Here is a 14,891-nt window from a genome sequence, read left to right as displayed (position 1 = left end):
GGCGATTGCAACGATACTTATTATAGCTTAAATTACTTAGGCTGTCATGGTTGTTCTTCCGTGTGTCCTAGACAATTTAGACATTACTACATCTAGATTGTCCGGTACACAAGAAAAGTATTTAATTCAACAACTGGTCAATCCACTCTTGCACCTTTAATCCTTCTTCAAACGAAACAAGGAATGATTCTTGACCGTTTACAGTTTGATGACATGCATCTATTAGACTATAAGGCCTAATGCTAGAACTCACTTGAACAGCTTCTTGATCTTTTTCACTGACCCAAAGTTCTGACCAATTTCGGATAGTCATCACTTTATTTGTTCCAAAAACTTTAAACTCCAGACGTTCCTCCTGCGCAATTCCAGACAAACCGTTTAAGACAATCGGTATTCCATTTTCTGTTTTAGCTAATGCTGTTACACCTGTCTCACACAGCTCCATCTCTCTTGGATAAGTCGTTGTATGAGAAGATATTGTAAACCCTCCGAAAAGATGATACATAAGCTGGAGATAATGTGGGAATATTTCTCTTATAAAACCACCTTGTTCCCTTGTGCCAATCCATGGATTTTGTTGCCATTTTCTAGGCCAATTCGGTAAGTATGTATGTAATTCAATGCGAACAATATCACCAAGCTCCTTTGTAGCTAGTGCATTCTTGAGACTGTGTACAACCGGGCTATACATTAACGGAAAATGCATTGCTGTATGAACTTTTGCTTCAGATGCTACTTTCACCATCCGTTTACCATCCACCACATCATGAGCAAGTGGCTTTTCAGAAAGAATATTTAATCCGTGTGCTGCTATTTGTTCTGAAAGAGGCGCGTGGCTGACAGGTGGAGTACCGATATAAACCCAATCTGGACGCGTTTGTAAAAATGCTTCTAATGATTCTGCAGCGGAAAGCTGATACTTAGTGGAGATTTCTTCTAGCCTTATTTTATTTTCATCAAATACCGATATAATTTCGCAATTAGGATGAGCTAAAATTTGATTGATAATACGTTCTCCTACAACTCCGGTGCCGATTATTGCAAATGAAGTTTTTGTCATTATTTGCACTCCTTTAATATTCTATTTTCAAGCTATGTAACTAGTTAATCATAATCATCTGAAGAATGAAAGATTAATCAGTGCCTCATTAAAATTGTGTAAACGTTTATTTTCCGGAAATACTAACAGGCAAAGGAGTGAATAAAATGGCAAATAGAAATAAAATATTAGTTCCCTCTGCTCGAGAAGAATTAGACAAATTAAAAGCTCGTGTGATGAAAGAACAAGGCTATGCTGTAAATATGGACAAACCAAATGATGTGAAATATGAAATTGCCGAAGAGCTAAGCATCCCATTAAAAAAGGGATATAACGGCAAACTTACATCAGAACAAGCCGGAAAAATCGGAGGATCAATCGGCGGTAGCATGGTAAAAGAAATGATTAGAATGGCACAAGAGCAGATGTTGAAAAAATAACGGACCTCATTATTCATAAAGTGAAAACACATAATTTATTTAGGATGGGGGATTCTAAAGTTGAAACGGAGAAGGAAAGAACATTGTTAAACTACAGATTGGAGGATTTACACAGATGACAAAAAGTCAACAAAACCTGAGTCCAAGTGCTGCCTTTGCCCGTTTCATGTTGGGCTCTGTCCTAACCGCTTATGGTACGGTTAAAATGTTACGTGAACCGAAGAGCAGAAGCGGAAAAATGCTTGTTCTATTTGGTTCTATGAAAGTTGCGGAAGGTGCCACTAAATTTTGTCCAACTAAAGCGATGAGTAATGTGATGGACAATATGATGAGTGAGAATACATCACAATCATCTTCTACAGGTTCCAGTGCATCTATGAGTAGTGGAACAGGAGCTCAACAAAATGCTTCCAGTAACAGTTCGGCTCAAATGGGCGGAAACATTATGCAGATGGTTGGTAATCTTGCTCAAAAACTAACCGGTGCAAGTGCAACTCAACAAATGACAAGCGGGTCAAGTGCTCAAACTATTGGCAACATCGCTCAAACGGTAGCACCTAAAGTTGGTCAATTCATGAACGATGTAGCATCCACTATGGCGGGATCACAAAACGCTACTGGAGGAAACAATGGCGGAAAACAAGCTGCTGCGACAAGCGGGGCTTCAAGCAAAGCAACAAGCTCCAATGCGAATTCACAAACTGCTACAAACGGAGCCGCAAGTGGGAACAAAACTGCTTCTGCAAATGCAGATAATACCAAAACCGCTTCGGCTACAAACAGCGCGAAGAAGCAAACCACCTCTACAAATAGCAAAAACACACAAAAAACGGACGCTTCCGTGATAGACGCTACGTCAAAATCAGCTGCCAATAACTCAAATATCCCCAATATTCTTCAGTAATCTAAAACATGTCACCGTATTTGCGGTGGCATGTTTTTTTATTCTCTAATTTCACAAAACATTTGAATAAACGAAACATACGTTCTATACTGAAGATAAGGGAGGAATTCATCATGAATATAAAAGTCCAAGAGCCTCAACAAGATCATTCACAGGATTTACTTGATTTGAGAAACATGTATATTTTCAAAAAAATATTTAGAAAAGAGGAAAATCATGACCTCTTACTTGATTTTATTAGTCCATTTTTAGATTTCAATATTGTAGAAGTAGTAAGAGTGAAGGATTCCAATTACCTCGGACATGAATTCCTTGAAGAGTTTTCCGTCGATATAAAAACGGATAATGGAAAGCTTTATAATATAGAGCTACATCTTATTCATTCCGAAAAATATTATAATCAGATGACTATGACATGGGCAAAAGAGTATATAAGAGAAGTTGTACAAGGCAATATAGGCTGTATTCCTAAAGTAGTCATATATTTTTTTGATTTCAGCAAGCATTTGGATTCCCGACATAAAGTTCAAAAAGCTGTAACGCACGATGGTAGTTCCTATTCCGAACATTACGAAGTCTTTGCTAGAGATGAACATGAACCCGAGAAAAGGAAGTGGTTAGAATTCTTTATTGGAGATCTCGAAGCAAAGCAAGCACTTGCAACTCAACATCCTCTACTGGGGAGAGCCCTAAAAGCACTTATCGAACTTAGCGAAGATGAAGTTACCGTGAATGAGGCTGCAGATTATCATTCTGCCTTACAGCAAGTGTATTTTTATAGATACGAAAAGATGGATACTACCAAATGGCAAATAGAAATGGATGAAATTCATCACCTAGTTTCAAGCTCCTGTCCAATGTCTTTTCAAGAAACAGCATTCCATATGAAAATTCCTATTAGTGAAGTAATAGCAAAAACAAATATGTATTACTTCTTCTAATAACACACGGCGGTATTCCAATAATCCATTAAAGAAGACCGCCGTATTAAAATCTACAAGGAAACTGACTGCCCCCTCTCATCCTGGAACCTCACATTGAAGGTATCGATGCAACTGAACAAATTTAAATCACTACATACAAATATCTGAAAATACTAAATTATTTTTCTAGTGAGTGTATTCTTAAAAGCCTTAAGCTATAATTATTAGTTGAAGGGGGAAAAAATATGATCAAACAATCCGTTATTGAAAACGTGTTAGAAGCCGCACTATCGAACGGCGGTGATTTTTCAGAAGTGTTTATTGAAGATAAATATGTAAACAGATTGGAATTGCAAAGCGGAAAGATCGATAAAAGTATATCCGGGCGCGATTTTGGAATTGGCATCCGTATTTTTTCAGGTTTGCAAAGCATTTATACTTACACCACTGATTTCTCAGAAGAAGGCTTGTTGCGAGCTGCAAAACGTGCAGCGCATGCTATTAAAAATGGAACAAATGGAACGATCCATCCACTTCGGAAAGAAATGGTCCTTCCTATTCATCCAATTGAACAAATGCCGCAAAATGTAGAGCATGCTCGAAAAGTAGCCGTTATGAGAAAGGCAAATGAGATTGCTAGAAATTACGATGAACGAATTCGGCAAGTCGGGCTACGATATATAGACGAAGAACAGCATGTGCTAATCGCCAATTCAGAAGGCAAATTTGTGGAAGATACTCGCGTCCATAGTAGGCTATCTATACAAGCGACCGCTTCAGACGGTGTGGAAATGCAAACCGGATTTTATGGACCGGGTGCACATGCAGGATTTGAATTTATTGAGAACTTAAATTTGGAGCATTATGCAGGTGAAGCTGCACGTATTGCAATAACAATGCTTAGTGCGGATGAATGTCCAAGTGGGAAATTCCCTGTCATTATTGATAATGAATTTGGCGGCGTGATTTTTCATGAAGCATGTGGACACGGATTGGAAGCCACTTCTGTTGCCAAAAATAATTCCGTTTTCGCAAATCGAATAGGTGAAAAAGTTGCTCCTGATATCGTGACATACATCGATGATGGTACCCTACCGAATGAATGGGGTTCCCTAAATATTGATGATGAAGGTGAAAAGACTCGTAAAAATGTATTAATCGAAAACGGGATATTAAAGGGCTATCTAATCGATAAATTTAATGCTCGTCGTATGAATGCGGAAGTAACAGGATCTTCCCGCCGTGAGTCTTACCGCTTCAACCCGACTTCTCGTATGACAAATACGTATATTGCCCCAGGCACCTCAACACCAGAAGAAATTATTGCATCCACTGAAAATGGTCTATATGCAAAATATATGGGTGGAGGTTCTGTTAATCCAGCTACAGGCGATTATAATTTCGCTGTTTCGGAGGCTTACCTCGTGAAAAACGGAAAAATTGATCGACCTGTTCGTGGCGCGACCCTAATTGGAAATGGTGCAAAAACATTGCAGCTTGTAGATAAGGTCGGCAATAACCTAGCCCATGGAGCAGGGATGTGTGGCTCTATAAGTGGAAGTCTACCAGTTAATGTCGGGCAGCCGATGATTCGTATCAGTGAAATTACAGTCGGTGGGACAAAGGGGGAATAAAACATGCAAATCACTGAGTTTCAAGAAGAACTACTAAGTAAGGCTATAGATGCTGGTTTCCAGGAAGCTGAAGTCTATTATGAGCGTTCGGAATCATTTCAATGTATGATTTTTGAAGGAGAAATTGATAGTTATGAAACGTCTGAAGAAGGCGGTCTTGGATTTAGAGGTCTTTATAATGGAAAAATGGGCTACGCTTATACGGAAAAAATCGATGAAGATTCCATCCCTTTTTTAATTGATAGTGCAAAAGCAAATGCAGACACCCTTGATGAAGACGATGGTTCGGATATTTTCGGTGGAAGTAAAGATTATTCTACTCATACGTTTTATAGCGAGGAACTTGCAAAGATTCAAGTCCCAGAAAAGATTGAACTCATTAAATCTGTTGAAAAGAAAGTGCTCGCATACGATCCACGAATTGTAACGCTCAACTACTGCGTTCTTCAGGATTTTTCTGGAGAACGTATCCTAGCAAATAGTAAAGGTCTTTCATTGAAAGAAAAAAAGAATGGTATAGTTATCTTCATTTCCGCAGTCGTCAAAGATGGGGAAGAAATGAAAACAGGTAGTTTCATTAAGGTAACTCGTGATTTTGGTTCTCTAGATGCCGATAAAATTGCAAAAGAAGCAGCAGAAGAAGCATTGTCTTATCTCGGTGAGCAGTCCATTCCAACTAGAAGGTACCCGATTATTATGCGACATGATGCAGCAGCGTCGTTACTTGCGACATTTACACCCATTTTCTCAGCTGAAAATACACAAAAGGATCAGTCGCTTTTGAAAGGTAAAGTCGGGAAAAAGGTCGCGTCGGATATCTTTACCTTGCTGGATGATCCCTTCCACCCTGACGCCGCTTCGGGATCTAATTTCGATGGTGAAGGTGTTGCAACTAAAACAAGAAGCATCGTTTCAAACGGGATGCTTGAAACTTTACTTCATAACCGAAAAACGGCAAAAATCGATGGTGTAAAGACAACAGGTCATGCACATAAAACATCTTATAAAAGCACACTTACTATAGCACCACTAAATATGTTCATCGCACCAGGTGAAAAAAGTCAGGATGACCTAATTGCTTCTTTAGATAACGGGGTCCTCATTACGAACCTAGCCGGACTTCATTCCGGGACAAATACGATTTCCGGAGATTTTTCGGTTGCGGCTTCTGGCTTCCATATAAAAGATGGCAAGATTTCGTCTCCTGTAAAACAGATGACAATCGCCGGTAACTTCTTCGACCTTATAAACGATATTGAAGAGATTGGATCCGATTTACATTTCCGTCCAGGCGGTTACGGTTCTCCGTCATTACGAGTAAAAGAACTCTCTGTTACAGTTGATTAAGTAAAATACGGGACACCCTCCACTTTTGAGGATGTCCCGTATTAAAAAGAATTGATTAACTTTTCCTTAAAACTCCTACCCTATTAATGATAGATTTATTTCACTGGTCAAAATCCTGCTCCAGCCGTTTCACGAATTCTTCCGCTGCACTATAGCCTTGCTGCTTCAAATACCAGTTATTTGCCGCCGCTTCTATTAAACCGGCAACATCTCGACCTGGCTGTAATTGAATTTGGATATGTGGAATTTGGACACCCATATATTCCGTGAATTTCGTTGCTAATTCTAGTTCGTTATTAAGTGTATTATCCTCCCATTTGGTTAACTCAATATCTAGCGCAATCCTTGTTTCATCTTGGAATGCAGCTCTTCCGTATAACCGCACGACATTTAATAAGCCAATACTTCGTAAAGCAAGAAATTCTTTGTTTTTTTCATTATGCGAGCCTAGCAATGTTTGTGGGCTTAGCTTTTTCAAAACGACAATATCATCTGCTACTAAACGATGTCCGCGACCGATCAATATATGGGCAGTTTCACTTTTTCCGACGCCTGATTTACCGCGCAACAAAATACCAATTCCAGCTACATTCACACAAACACCGTGGATTGCGATTTCTTCTGCCATTGCTTTTACCACATAAGCATCTAATTTTGCACTTACCTCGCTTGTTGAGTCATGGGTACGCAATACTGGAATCTTTTTTTCCACACAATATTGGATTAATCCGAGTGGTTCATCTTGATTGGATGTGATGATAATACATGGTGGATTATATTGAACAATGTTACCGATACGTAATTTACATTCTTGATCTGAAAGTGTATGTAAATAATTTATTTCATTTTTCCCTAAAATTTGGACATGTTCAGTCGCAATAAAATCGAATTTATCCATAAATTCGAGTCCAGGTCGACGAACTTTCGATTTTTTCAGTACACGATGTAACTGATCCTGTCCTGTTAACACATCAAATGAAAATGTACGGACAATATTTTCAACTGTTATGATTTTCATATTATCTCTCTCGCCTTCTAAATTCCCCGTTAAATATTAGTTATAATACCTCATTAAAGTATACTTAACAAGTGTACAAAACATGAATAATAAACAAGTGCTTACTTAGAAAAGAAAGAGGGTATACCATTGTATACTATCCGAATGGAGGAGATCTTACGTGTATTTAGATACATTAGTGAAACTTACAGTCGGACTTGCCGCATTAATGGTTGTTATCCGCCTTCTTGGTAAAAAAGAGCTTGCCCAACTGACACCTTATGATTTTATTTATACACTCGTACTTGGTGGAATACTAGAAGAAAGTTTATTTGACGAGAAAATAAAAATCACTCATTTTCTGTTTGCAATCGCTTTGTGGGCAGTCCTCATATTTCTAATTGAAAAAGCAGCCAAACAATGGAACCCTGTTCGTATACTACTAAAAGGAGAACCCGTTCAGCTGATAAATAAAGGTGAGTTAGACATGAAGAAATTTAATAAGCATAATCTCGAAATGGAACAACTTCGTTCCGCTCTAAGAAAACAAGGTGTCTTCTCTCTTCGTGAAGTACGCGATCTATTTCTAGAGCCTGGAGGAGATGTAACGATCAATAAATATGTGGATTATGAACCAGTTAAAAATGGAGATGTTAAGACTGATGCAAATGATCAAGAACCGACTGCTCTATTGATCGATGAAGGTGAAGTGAAGGATGATATATTAACCTCAGTCGGAAAAGATCGAACATGGTTAATAACCAATCTATCTGAACAAGGGTATACTAATCTCCAAAACATCGCCTATTGCGATTGGTCCGAAACAGAAGGATTTTTTATTAAGGTTTATAAGTAAAATAGGCTATCAAACAATTAAGTTTGATAGCTCATTCACTTCCTCGACTCATTAAGCTTGCCCATTTTCTATAATCTCAACAAACTTTTTGGACGCTTGAGACAAGGACACACTCTTTAAAAAACATACACCAACACTTCTCTTAGGTATTTCTTCTACTAACGGCACTTCATATACTAATCCTTTTTCTATATACTCTTGCGAAAATTCTTTTGTAACACATGCAATACCTAAATTTATTTTAGCGAATTCTAATAATAAATCATGAGAGCCTAATTCAAACTCCGGAGCTATCTTTATCCCTTTGGAAAATATATAATCCTCTACGTATTTTCTTGAAATCGAACTGGGTTCCAACAATATGAGCGGAAGTTTCACTACTTCATCTAGACTTATTGGTTGAGAGAATAGACTTTTATATTTTTCTCCGCAAACAAAAACATCATGTATATCAATACATGGAATTTGTTCTAAGGTGGTATCCTCGATCGGAAAATTACAAATTGCAATATCGATTACTCCTGATTTTAGCATCGAACAAAGCTCTAGTGTCGTACCGTTCTCAATCTTGAATTTTATATTCGGATACTTCATATGAAAGGCTTCTAAATAGGGAAGTAAATAATACCTCGAAATGGTATCTCCTACCCCTATTGTCAATTGCCCAGCAGTTAAATGCTTAAATTCAAGCATCTTTTCTTCCCCAACATCGATTAAATTCAAAGCAGAGCTAACATACTCAAAAAGTAGAGCCCCTTCATTTGTTAAAGAAACCCCCTTTGGTGTTCTATTAAAAAGGCGGATATCTAGCTCTCTTTCTAGCTGCATGATGGACTGGCTAACAGCCGGCTGTGTCATATAGAGATCTTTTGCAGCCTTCGAAAAACTTTTGCTTAGGGCAACCTTCCAAAACACTTTATATAAATCTAATTTACTAACCATATAAGCACCTCTTATACCAGCTATTTGATATATTCATTTTACTTATACCATTAATAACCTGTATAGTACAAGTAGGTACGGTTTTAAAATAATTTTTTTATGCTTATTAAGGAGCGATCATTTTGGAAAGAGTTGTAGGAACAGTTGTAAGAGGACTTCGTTGCCCTATCATCAATCAAGGAGATAACATCGAAGAAATAGTTGTAGATAGCGTATTAAAAGCTGCAGAGGTAGAAGGATTTACAATTCAAGACAAAGATATCGTTACGTTAACAGAATCCATCGTTGCACGTGCGCAAGGTAACTATGCGACGATTGACCATATCGCACAAGATGTGGAAGCGAAATTTGGAGAGGAAACAGTTGGCGTTATCTTTCCTATATTAAGTCGTAATCGTTTTGCAAACATCCTTCGCGGTATAGCAAAAGGTGCTAAAAAAGTTGTATTAATGCTAAGCTATCCATCGGACGAAGTTGGCAATCACTTGGTGGACATAGATTTACTTGATGAAAAAGGAGTAAATCCTTGGACAGATGTTCTAACAGAAAAACAATTCCGCGATCATTTTGGATATATTAAACATACGTTTACTGGAGTCGATTATATTGAGTATTATAAATCATTAATCGAAGAATTCGGCGTGGAATGTGAAGTAATTTTCTCTAATAATGCGAAAACAATTTTAGATTACACGAAAAATGTTCTTACATGTGATATCCATACAAGATTTAGAACGAAAAGAATCTTAAAAGCAAATGGCGGAGAGAAAATCTACGGCCTGGATGATATCTTAGCTACATCTATTAATGGTAGTGGATTTAATGATGCATACGGTCTACTTGGATCAAATAAATCAACAGAAGATAGCGTCAAACTTTTCCCACGTAATTGTCAACCTCTTGTTGATAATATACAACAAATACTAAAAGAAAAAACAGGTAAAAATGTAGAAGTTATGGTATACGGTGATGGAGCATTCAAGGATCCAGTCGGTAAGATTTGGGAACTTGCAGATCCAGTTGTATCCCCTGCATATACAGCAGGACTTGACGGCACACCTAACGAAGTGAAGCTAAAATACCTTGCGGATAATAACTTTGCTGATTTAAGAGGTGAAGAACTGAAACAGGCTATTTCAGAATTTATCACAAATAAAGATGAAGACCTTGTTGGTGCAATGGAAGCACAAGGAACAACTCCAAGAAAACTGACAGACCTAATCGGCTCTTTATCTGATCTAACTTCTGGAAGTGGCGACAAAGGAACACCAATTATCTTCATTCAAGGTTATTTTGATAACTATACAAAATAATATATTAAAATTACTGGTTATAGGCGAGGTATTCAACAAATTAATTGTTGAATACCTCGTTTTTTTAATTGGATAACTATAAAACTGACCTTTAAGTTTTGTTTTAAACTGACGCTTTTACAAGTGCCATAATTTTGATAAAGTTATCGACAAATACATAAAGAAAGAAAGGTATAAGATTATGAACTCAATAAATAGGTATTCGAGAACCAATACGACCGATCTAATCATCACTTCGATGTTAATTGCGCTCGTATTTGTTGCAACAGTTCTTCTAAATATTAAACTACCAATCTCAGCAAACGGCGGTTTAGTTCATCTTGGTACAGCTATGCTCTTTATCGCTTCTATTTTATTTGGTCCTAAAAAAGGTGCAATTGCTGGTGCTGTTGGAATGGGTTTATTCGATTTAATGATGGGATGGACTTTGTGGGCTCCATTCACGATTGTTGCTCGAGGGCTACAAGGATATATTGTTGGAAAAATTGCTTGGTCAAATGGTCGTAAAGGAAACAGTTATGTCTTCAATCTAATCGGAACCATCTGTTCAGTTCCTGTTATGCTAGCTGTGTATTATATTTGTGAACGGGTTATTTTTGGTAGCTGGGTAATACCATTAGCTTCTATTCCGGGGAATCTCGTTCAGATTGTTGTAGGTATGGTTATAGCCCTTCCGGTTTGTGTTGTATTGAAAAAGGTGCCTATTTTTAAATAATCGTTTAAATCCCTCTTCAAAATGTGAAGAGGGATTTATCTATTGTATCAACCATAAAAGCCTTTGATTGCTTCTATTTGAAGTAACCAAAGGCTTTTCTAGGCGTAGTCTAGCGGAAAATGACTAGAATCTCAAACCAAATGGCTTGGACGTTGCATTAAAGGCATTATTGTAGTAAATTCTGTGCTTTCTCCAAGCTTACTTTGAACAGTTATACTTCCGTCATGCATATCTATTATTCTTTTCACAATGGAAAGCCCTAAGCCGCTCCCGCCATTTACCGCTGTTCTCGATTTTTCCGATTTAAAAAATCGTTCAAAAACATGCTTCTGATCTTCTTTTGTCATTCCGATGCCATTGTCTTTGATAGAAATAATCGCTGTTTCATTTTGTTTCCTCATATGAATGTGAATGGTTCCTCCGTCGGGCGTAAACTTAATACTATTATTAAGTAAATTCATCCATACCTGATTCATCAAGTCTTCATCCGCTACTATGGTCACTTCATCTAGCTGAATATCCATTTCAATATGTTTGCTTACCCAGCTTGGCTCACAAGCTAACACAACGCTTTTCAATTGTTTATCTAGCCTATATGATATCGGTTCGAATGGATGATGCTTCGATTCTAATGACGTTAGTTTTAATAAATTATCACTAATCTTTGATAATCTACTACTTTCCATTTCGATGATTGTTAAATATTGGAGTCGTTTTTCATCGGTCATATCGATATTTTTCAACGCTTTCGCAAAACCATTAATAGATGTTAACGGAGACTGAATTTCATGCGAAACATTGGAAATAAACTCTTGGCGCATCTTCTCCATCTCTCCTAGTTCGACCGCCATATTATTTATCCCACTAATGAGCTGACCAAACTGATCTCGTTCATTTGCTTTAAAATCTAATTTTACATTAAAATCTCCTGTGGACATTTGTCGCAAAGCACCTACGATGGAATCCCAATAAACTCGCTGCCTTTTAGAACCGAATAGAAAAGTAATGATCGCTGTACACCAAAAGAAAATTATTACCCCTATGACAGTGATGAGCTGCTGCAAGTACCCTTGAGGATACTTTCCAATCCAATCATACAGAAAAGAGGTTAAATGAAAAGAAAGGAACGAAAAAACAGTAGTAGCGACAAGAAATAGTACAATCACCGCTAGAATCTTCCCTATAAACTTCCAATCCTTCATGATTCAAGCTCCAATCGGTACCCAAGCCCGCGAATCGTACGTATTGTAAATCCACTTTCTTCTTCTGGGAATCTTTCACGTAGCCTTTTAATATGCACATCTACGGTTCGCTCATCCCCTTCATAATCGAATCCCCAAATTTCTTCTATTAATTGCTCACGTGAAAATGTTTTTCCTGGGTAACTTGCTAATGTAAATAAAAGTTCAAATTCCTTTAATCGCAGCGTAATATTTTCATCTAAATACACTAGCTCGTACGTATTGCGATTCATCTGAAGATGGCCAACTTCAACTGTTTGGGATAAGGAAATACGGTAACGCTTTAAAATGGATTTTACCCGCACAATTAATTCCGCTGGTTCAAAAGGTTTCACCATATAATCATCTGTACCGAGGTTAAAACCCTTCACTTTTTGTGTCGTTTCTCCTTTTGCCGTAAGCATAAGAATCGGCAAATCCTCCTTATACGTTCGTATTTCCTTACATAACTCCCACCCATCCATATTGGGCATCATTATATCCATAATAACCATGTCAATCTTTTCCGACTCAAGCTTGGACAGTGCATCCATCCCATCCACCGCTTCAAGTACGCTAAATCCTTCATTTTGCAAAAACACTTTTATCAGCTCTCTAATATGTTCCTCATCATCTACAACTAATAGTTTGGTCATAGCAACAAATCCCTTCGCACTTATTCCTCAATACGCAATTGTTGTTTGGCAAACTCTCGATACATATCATGTGTTTGAAATAATGTATCATGTGTACCACTTCCCGTAATATGCCCTTTCTCCATAAATAAGATATTATCCGCATCCACAACCGTAGAAAGACGATGAGCAATTACTAGTGTCGTTCTGCCTTTCATCAAATTATCGAGTGCTTTTTGCACATAAATTTCTGATTTACTATCTAGGCTGGAAGTTGCTTCATCCAGCATTAAGATTTGAGGATTGCGTAATAACGCTCTGGCAATTGCAATTCGTTGTCGTTGGCCACCAGAAAGTTTGATCCCTCTTTCTCCTACTTCGGTTTCAAACTTTTCTGGAAGTGCTTCTATAAATTGATCAGCATACGCCATTTTCGCTACTCTTTCAAGCTCTGCATCATCCACATTCTTTTCAATTCCATAACATATATTTTCACGTATCGTACCAGATAATAGTGCACTTTCCTGTGCAACATATCCAATTTTACTTCTCCAAGAATGTAATGAAAACGTATCGATTGGTGTTTCCCCTAGAGTAATAGTTCCTTTTGTCGGTTGATAGTACCGCTCTAAAAGAGAAAATGTAGTCGTTTTCCCTCCACCACTCGGTCCGACAATAGCCGTTACTTTACCCGGTTCAATCGAAAAGTCAATATCCGATAAAATGTTCTCTTCTCCGTATGCAAAGTCTACATGATGCACATGGATTGATTCATTTACTACCTCCAACGTCTTACCTGCATGTACATTTTCCTCTTCATGTTCTAGTACTGTGCTAATGCGTTCCGTTGCTCCCATTGCTTTTTGTAGCTGCGTAAAGAACATTGTTAACTGTGTCATCGGAATAATTATTTGGATTAAATATAAAATAAACGCGACCATATCACCAGCAGTTAGCTCTCCAGAAGAGACACGTACACCTCCATAACCAATGATAGCAACTAGTACTATCATTAGAACAAAGGAAATTAAAGGACTGATCAGTGCATGAATTTTTGCTTCTTTTAATCCAAATTGGAATAGATTTGTAATCCCCTTTTTTCCTCGCTTATATTCCAAATCCTCTGCATTAGATGCTTTCACTAAGCGAGTTTCAGGTAAAACTTGATTCAACACAGCAGTAAATTTTGCCGTTTCATCTTGCATTCCTTTTGAGATTACGTACATCCGTTTACCGAGCAACATTAAAATAACCATCGCAATCGGAACTGCTATCAGCATTACTAATGTCATTTTCCAATCCAAAAATAGTAAAATCGTAACAGAACCGATAATCGCAATAATTCCTGTTAAACAATTCGCAAGATGTTCTGTAATAAGTTCTTTCACAACAAAAGTATCATTTGTCACACGACTTAACGTCTCACCGGTATCGTTCTCGTCATAATAAGGAATCGGTAAATGAAGTAATTTTCTCCACAAACGGTCTCTTAAATTGGCTACCACATGATGCCCCACACGATTCAATAAATAAATAGAAAGCCCGCTCGCGATCGCTTGGGCAACAAAAGCAATCACTAACAAAATAATTTGCCAATAGTTTAGAGAATCTATGGAAAATCCGTCTACTAATTGCTTGGTAAATAATGGGACGATGAATCCTACCCCCGTTGTTGCAAAGCTCATACAAAGTGCAATAATTAATAGAAGCTTAGGTGGTTCCGTTTCTTTTATTAGCTGAAAAAATTGTCGCCAATTTTTAAATTTATTTTCACTTTTTTCTTCTTTCATTGTTTTCTTCCTCCTAACAAACTCTTTTACAAAAGTTACTTTAACATCCCTTTATGAACTGAATATGAAATATAAAAAAGAAGAGACATCTTCGTTGCATGATGTCTCTTCTTGTAGTCGTTTCTATTAAAGAATA

At 37.5% G+C, this 14,891-nt stretch carries 14 protein-coding genes; 8 read left to right on the top strand and 6 right to left on the bottom strand.

The genetic code is table 11. The features are described from left to right. Nucleotides 1-121 precede the first annotated feature (121 nt). The gene (locus FG382_RS04460; protein ID WP_142537693.1) at nucleotides 122-1,060 is read right to left on the bottom strand and encodes a Gfo/Idh/MocA family protein; all 939 of its coding nucleotides are present in this window, start codon (nucleotides 1,058-1,060) and stop codon (nucleotides 122-124) included. 146 nt (nucleotides 1,061-1,206) lie between these two features. On the opposite strand from FG382_RS04460, the gene FG382_RS04455 reads away from it, so the two are divergent. From FG382_RS04455 to FG382_RS04435, 5 genes are all read left to right on the top strand, one after another. After that, nucleotides 1,207-1,479, top strand: a complete 273-nt coding sequence (locus tag FG382_RS04455; protein ID WP_142537692.1) for an alpha/beta-type small acid-soluble spore protein — start codon at nucleotides 1,207-1,209, stop codon at nucleotides 1,477-1,479. 115 nt (nucleotides 1,480-1,594) lie between these two features. Further along, a complete protein-coding gene (locus FG382_RS04450; protein ID WP_142537691.1) occupies nucleotides 1,595-2,383 on the top strand; it encodes a YgaP-like transmembrane domain in 789 nt (262 codons plus the stop codon). A gap of 113 nt (nucleotides 2,384-2,496) precedes the next feature. Beyond that, the gene (locus FG382_RS04445; protein WP_170206448.1) at nucleotides 2,497-3,324 is read left to right on the top strand and encodes a PD-(D/E)XK nuclease family transposase; all 828 of its coding nucleotides are present in this window, start codon (nucleotides 2,497-2,499) and stop codon (nucleotides 3,322-3,324) included. Nucleotides 3,325-3,551: 227 nt separating this feature from the next. Next, nucleotides 3,552-4,940 (top strand): TldD/PmbA family protein, encoded by a 1,389-nt coding sequence (locus FG382_RS04440; protein WP_142537689.1) that lies wholly within the window; start codon nucleotides 3,552-3,554, stop codon nucleotides 4,938-4,940. Nucleotides 4,941-4,943: 3 nt separating this feature from the next. Then, the gene (locus FG382_RS04435; RefSeq protein WP_142537688.1) at nucleotides 4,944-6,287 is read left to right on the top strand and encodes a TldD/PmbA family protein; all 1,344 of its coding nucleotides are present in this window, start codon (nucleotides 4,944-4,946) and stop codon (nucleotides 6,285-6,287) included. A 100-nt stretch (nucleotides 6,288-6,387) separates the two neighbouring features. Here FG382_RS04435 and hprK read toward each other — a convergent pair whose 3' ends face one another. Continuing rightward, nucleotides 6,388-7,305 (bottom strand): HPr(Ser) kinase/phosphatase, encoded by a 918-nt coding sequence (gene hprK / locus FG382_RS04430; protein ID WP_142537687.1) that lies wholly within the window; start codon nucleotides 7,303-7,305, stop codon nucleotides 6,388-6,390. 160 nt (nucleotides 7,306-7,465) lie between these two features. On the opposite strand from hprK, the gene FG382_RS04425 reads away from it, so the two are divergent. Then, on the top strand, nucleotides 7,466-8,140 hold the full coding sequence (locus tag FG382_RS04425) for a DUF421 domain-containing protein (RefSeq protein WP_142537686.1): 675 nt from the start codon (nucleotides 7,466-7,468) through the stop codon (nucleotides 8,138-8,140). Nucleotides 8,141-8,191: 51 nt separating this feature from the next. Here FG382_RS04425 and FG382_RS04420 read toward each other — a convergent pair whose 3' ends face one another. Further along, a complete protein-coding gene (locus FG382_RS04420) occupies nucleotides 8,192-9,082 on the bottom strand; it encodes a LysR family transcriptional regulator (protein WP_142537685.1) in 891 nt (296 codons plus the stop codon). A gap of 122 nt (nucleotides 9,083-9,204) precedes the next feature. Here FG382_RS04420 and FG382_RS04415 point away from each other — a divergent pair, with 122 nt between their 5' ends. Then, nucleotides 9,205-10,395 carry a coenzyme F420-0:L-glutamate ligase gene (locus FG382_RS04415; protein WP_142537684.1) on the top strand — a complete coding sequence of 397 codons (1,191 nt, stop codon included), beginning with the start codon at nucleotides 9,205-9,207 and terminating at the stop codon, nucleotides 10,393-10,395. 181 nt (nucleotides 10,396-10,576) lie between these two features. Continuing rightward, the gene (locus FG382_RS04410; RefSeq protein ID WP_142537683.1) at nucleotides 10,577-11,110 is read left to right on the top strand and encodes an ECF transporter S component; all 534 of its coding nucleotides are present in this window, start codon (nucleotides 10,577-10,579) and stop codon (nucleotides 11,108-11,110) included. Between the two features lie 131 nt (nucleotides 11,111-11,241). Here the strand turns inward: FG382_RS04410 and FG382_RS04405 are convergent, their stop codons facing one another. Genes FG382_RS04405 through FG382_RS04395 form a run of 3 tightly spaced genes read right to left on the bottom strand, consistent with a single transcriptional unit; the run spans nucleotide 11,242 to nucleotide 14,755 of the window. Continuing rightward, a complete protein-coding gene (locus tag FG382_RS04405; protein WP_142537682.1) occupies nucleotides 11,242-12,312 on the bottom strand; it encodes a HAMP domain-containing sensor histidine kinase in 1,071 nt (356 codons plus the stop codon). Beyond that, nucleotides 12,309-12,986, bottom strand: coding sequence for a response regulator transcription factor (locus FG382_RS04400; RefSeq protein ID WP_142537681.1), 678 nt, complete (start codon nucleotides 12,984-12,986; stop codon nucleotides 12,309-12,311). The genes FG382_RS04405 and FG382_RS04400 overlap by 4 nt, the downstream gene beginning before the upstream one ends. Nucleotides 12,987-13,006: 20 nt before the next feature. After that, nucleotides 13,007-14,755, bottom strand: a complete 1,749-nt coding sequence (locus FG382_RS04395) for an ABC transporter ATP-binding protein (protein ID WP_142537680.1) — start codon at nucleotides 14,753-14,755, stop codon at nucleotides 13,007-13,009. Nucleotides 14,756-14,891 lie beyond the last annotated feature (136 nt).

The sequence above is a fragment of the Psychrobacillus lasiicapitis genome, assembly GCF_006861795.1.
GTDB lineage: Bacteria > Bacillota > Bacilli > Bacillales_A > Planococcaceae > Psychrobacillus > Psychrobacillus lasiicapitis.
This window is presented reverse-complemented; position numbering and strand designations above follow the sequence as displayed.